Annotated in this window: 5 protein-coding genes; 1 reads left to right on the top strand and 4 read right to left on the bottom strand. The window is 35.6% G+C overall.

Annotated elements, in window-relative coordinates; genetic code table 11:
- A partial coding sequence (brxL, locus tag IQ228_RS22215) for a BREX system Lon protease-like protein BrxL (protein ID WP_193964463.1) occupies nt 1-1,196 on the top strand: 1,196 nt, incomplete at its 5' end.
- A 31-nt stretch (nt 1,197-1,227) separates the two neighbouring features.
- Here brxL and IQ228_RS22210 read toward each other — a convergent pair.
- The 4 genes from IQ228_RS22210 to IQ228_RS22195 all read right to left on the bottom strand — a co-directional run.
- Nucleotides 1,228-1,845 carry a 2OG-Fe(II) oxygenase gene (locus tag IQ228_RS22210; protein WP_193964462.1) on the bottom strand — a complete coding sequence of 206 codons (618 nt, stop codon included), beginning with the start codon at nt 1,843-1,845 and terminating at the stop codon, nt 1,228-1,230.
- A gap of 459 nt (nt 1,846-2,304) precedes the next feature.
- Entirely contained in the window at nt 2,305-3,207 is a 903-nt protein-coding gene (locus IQ228_RS22205; RefSeq protein WP_228044011.1) for a formylglycine-generating enzyme family protein, read from the bottom strand.
- A gap of 52 nt (nt 3,208-3,259) precedes the next feature.
- Complete coding sequence (locus IQ228_RS22200; RefSeq protein ID WP_228044010.1) at nt 3,260-3,781, bottom strand: MoxR family ATPase; 522 nt, start codon at nt 3,779-3,781, stop codon at nt 3,260-3,262.
- The coding region (locus IQ228_RS22195; protein ID WP_193964459.1) for a hypothetical protein at nt 3,768-4,238 on the bottom strand (471 nt) is incomplete at its 5' end. The genes IQ228_RS22200 and IQ228_RS22195, both read right to left, overlap by 14 nt.

Below are 4,238 nucleotides of genomic sequence, written 5' to 3'. Positions count from 1 at the left end.
CTCATAAATTAATTGCATTACTTCAAGTTAGAATTAAATTAGACCAAAACTCTAAACAAATACCTGAACCTTTAGCAAATATTCCTGTTTTAAACTTCTCAGAATGTGAAATTTCTTCAGATATTGTTGAGCGTTATCAAATGTTATTGAGACAAGGAGTATGGGGGAAAATTACTTTAAGATATAAAAATACTATCAATGGTAATTCCAAAATATCTATCATTGATTTTGACCCTTTTCAATGTTCTGAAGTTAACCTGAAAACTTATGCTGAACATCGTTCTCAGTTTACCACAGAACAATGGCGAGATTTAATGTTTTGTTCCATGGGTTTTAATCCCAATCATCCGAGTTATAATTATCGAGCAAAAACATGGATTTTAACTCGGTTACTTCCCTTAGTAGAATCTAATTATCACCTCATAGAATTAGCTCCCAAAGGAACAGGAAAAAGTTTTGTTTATGAAAATATTAATAACAAAGTTTCTGTAATTAGTGGAGGTAAAATCACTCCTGCTAAACTATTCATTGATGGTAAAACTAAATCAGTTGGTTTATTAGGTCGTTACGATGTAGTAGTTTTAGATGAAATTCAAAGTTTAACATTTGATAATCCTGATGAAATTATCGGACCATTAAAAACCTATCTTGCGAATGGAAGTTATAATCGCTCAGGGTTTTCTGATATTCCTATTTCTAGTGATTGTTCTTTAGTCTTATTAGGTAATATTGAACTTGATGAATATCAACGTCCTAAAGATAAATATAATTTAATGGCTAAATTACCTAAATTCTTCTCAGAAACAGCATTTTTAGATCGGTTTGCTGGTATTTTACCCGGTTGGGAAATTCCTAAATTTCAAAGAGATATGATTGCTAATCAAATCGGGTTGAAAATGGATTTTTTTGGAGAAGCATTATTATCTTTAAGAAAAGATGGGAGTTTTTACCAATATGCTCAACAACATACTCAATTTGATGATCATACTACCATTAGAGATCAACAAGCAATTCTCAAAACAGCATCAGGTTTTCTCAAATTGCTTTATCCTCATCTTCAATTAACTTTACAAGATTATCAACGCGATTGTTTACAACCTGCTAGAGAACTTCGTCAACAAATTCGCAATTTACTATATAATCTTGATGACGAATTTAAGCAATCTGAAAAAGATATTTATGTTGATATTAAATGATTGTTTTATTTAAAGACGAAAGCTAATAAAATTACGTTTTCCTTTGTTTTTTCCCATTCCCTTGATTAGCCCTAGATTCTAATGTAAACTGTGGTATTTCCTCAAGTTCATCCTCACTCAAACAATACTGTTCACAAACAAGACTTAAGCGATTTCCCACAGTCGTCACTGCATTCACAGAATGAGTTAAATCACCCTGAAAGTAAATTAAAGAATTGGTTTGGGGTTTAACTTGTCCAACTTGGCGTTTTTGCGATTTTAGCACCAATTCACCCCCCTCCATATCCTCTGGTACGCGCACATAAAGCACGCTGACAAATGCAGGAGGTTCAACGGTTTTACAATAGGAACGCAAAGACCGATCAATATGGGGGTCAACGCGAGAACCTGCTTTGAGTAATAAAGGATTCAAATAAAAAGCATTACAATTGGGTAAAAGCGCCAAATCTAAATAAGGCTTAAAATAGGGGAATTTTTGGACAACTTCTGCTAAACCTTGATGCTGAAATACCACAGAAAAGCCTTTAGTATTAATAAAATCTCGGTTGAGGTTATTAATAGCGAAATAGGGACAAGCTTGGATTTCTCCCCACAAGTCCTGGAGATATTGAACAGGAAAGGCGTTAGGATGTTGTTTATAGTATTTCACGGTCAGTTCAATTAATTCGCGTCTGATAGCGTAGCGTGGCGAAAGCCATATCAGGATTTACAAGATTAAAGGATTAACAGGATATTTGATTTTGTATTTCTAGCGAATAGCTAAACAAAACAATTAATAAAAATCAGAGTATCAGAAACCCTATCAACGAAACGAAAAAACCATCCTGTCAATCCCTAAATCCTGGATATCCTGATTCAGACAATATATAAAGGCGACACCCGGATTTGAACCGGGGGATGGAGGTTTTGCAGACCTCTCGAAACCATGATTTTACAAGTATTTGAAGACTTTCCATAAAAAATTACCCCAATTCTACCCCAATTTATTAATCTCATTCCCACTTTAACACTATAATAAGCTGAAAAATTTTAAGATAGCTCCGTTTAACTACGCTTGCAAACGTAAAAGAAAGAAGGGAAAAGGGCAAAAGAGCAAGAGTACAAAGGGCTACAAAGTCCACGCAGCACCACACACAACACGAAAACCGAGGTTGCTGTGGTCTAAGCTCGCATTATCAGAAATACGACGCGCCGAACGGCAATTACCAGGATTATTGCTCCAAGAACCGCCGCGCAGCACCTTGTCACTTTTAGACTCATCACTTACCCTTGCACTACTATCTGTAAGCGCACCTTTATAGCTATTATGCCAATCGTCTTGACACCATTCCCATACATTCCCGTGCATATCATATAATCCAAATTGATTGGCTATTTTCAAACTTCCTACTTCTGTTGTTTCTCCCCTATCAATTCCTTTAACTCCATCTCCATAAGTATAGTTACCATCATAATTAGCTAATTCTGTTGTAATTGTCTCGCCAAAATGAAATGGTGTGGTAGTTCCCCCTCGACAGGCATATTCCCATTCCGCTTCACTGGGCAGCCTATAGGGTCTTTGAGTATGATTTGATAGTCTTGCACAAAACTCTACTGCATCATGCCAAGAAACCTGTTCTACAGGGCGATTTGCTCCTTTAAACTCAGATGGGTCTGGGTTTAGTTGTTGGTTCACCTGGGGTAAAACGGCTACTGCTTGCCATTGTGCTTGGGTGACTGGATATTTACCAAAGCAAAAAGGTTTAATGGTAACTTGATGTTGAGGTCTTTCATTGTTTGAACTTTCTAGTTCCTCTTCTGGTGAACCCATGATAAAAGTTCCTCCAGGAATTAACACCATTTCTAATTCAATGCCATTTCCCAAATCTTCGGTAAAGTATTGAGCCGTTTTTTTATAACGTTTAATAACTATTTTTGCCGCATAAATAGCACTTTGAGAAGGAATTTCTGAGATGATCTGTTCTGTTTTAGTCTCAGCAATTTGGCCTAAATTATGCGGCTTGTTAGGCAACCATAAAAGATGTTTATGCCCTTTACGGATCTTTGAATTGGATATGTTGCCCTCAATACGTCCTGGATAGCAATAATAAAATTCTGGAGTGTGGGCAAGCAGGGCTTCCAAAACAGATCGTGTATTGTACAATTTCATCAATTAATACTACTGCTGGACATTCTTCCAGGTTAAAGGCTTTTCCTAATGCTCCAAATGTCCGATAATCTTTAGCATTAGCAGGATTACGTTCATCATTTACTAACTCATTAATTTTCTGTGTTTGCACGTCATGAAGTCGTAAAATTGCATCATATTCATAAAGTCCATCTTGCGCTTTTGTAGTAGAACGAATATCCCACCGATAAAGGGGTAATCCTAACTCATAAGCAACAGCCGAAGCGAGACGAGTTTTACCACAACCAGGATCTCCTTCTAATAGTAATGGCCGTTTGAGATAGAGAGCTAAATTCACAGCTTTTTTTAAAGGTTCAGAAACTACATAAGGTTCGGGTACTTCGTGTGAACCTTTGCAGGGATTTTGAGGGCGAAGTTCGGGGTTGTTGGTGAATGTAAGACGGTTAGTTTTTTCCATAAAAATATTCCTGTAATTTTGAACAAACGCTTTCTGGAGTTCCTTCACTTTCTTCATGAATATTCTTGGCTTCCTTGTGAATTTCATGACAATCTTGAACATTGGCAAAGCGAGGAAATAACTTATGATGCGATATTAACCAATTACTAATATCTTCAACAGTCCAATCAAGTAAAGGAATTTCAATCATTTTATCATGATTTAAAGTCACTTCTTGACAAAAGTTAGATGAATTTATAGGAAATGGACTTTCTGCAATCAGAGCAAATATCAACCTATTTCTTTTTTGGTTGAATAAAGACTTATTTCTGTTGATTAAAGGTTGCCAAAATATTTTTATAAACCATTCAATAAACTCCTCTTTATCTTCTAATCTATTGATACTTTTAATTTCAAAAAATATAGTATCTCCTAGTGATAAAGATGAAACTATTTTTTCATGAATTTCATTTATTAT

Origin of the sequence: Dolichospermum sp. LEGE 00246, from assembly GCF_015207865.1 — a bacterium.
Lineage (GTDB): Bacteria > Cyanobacteriota > Cyanobacteriia > Cyanobacteriales > Nostocaceae > Dolichospermum > Dolichospermum heterosporum.
Note: the sequence above shows the minus strand (reverse complement) of the source record. Positions and strands in the feature narration are given on the sequence as shown.

Excerpts from the sequence above, each read along its gene's own strand:
- IQ228_RS22200 (WP_228044010.1), bottom strand. The coding sequence starts at position 3,781 with ATGGAAAAAACTAACCGTCTTACATTCACCAACAACCCCGAACTTCGC.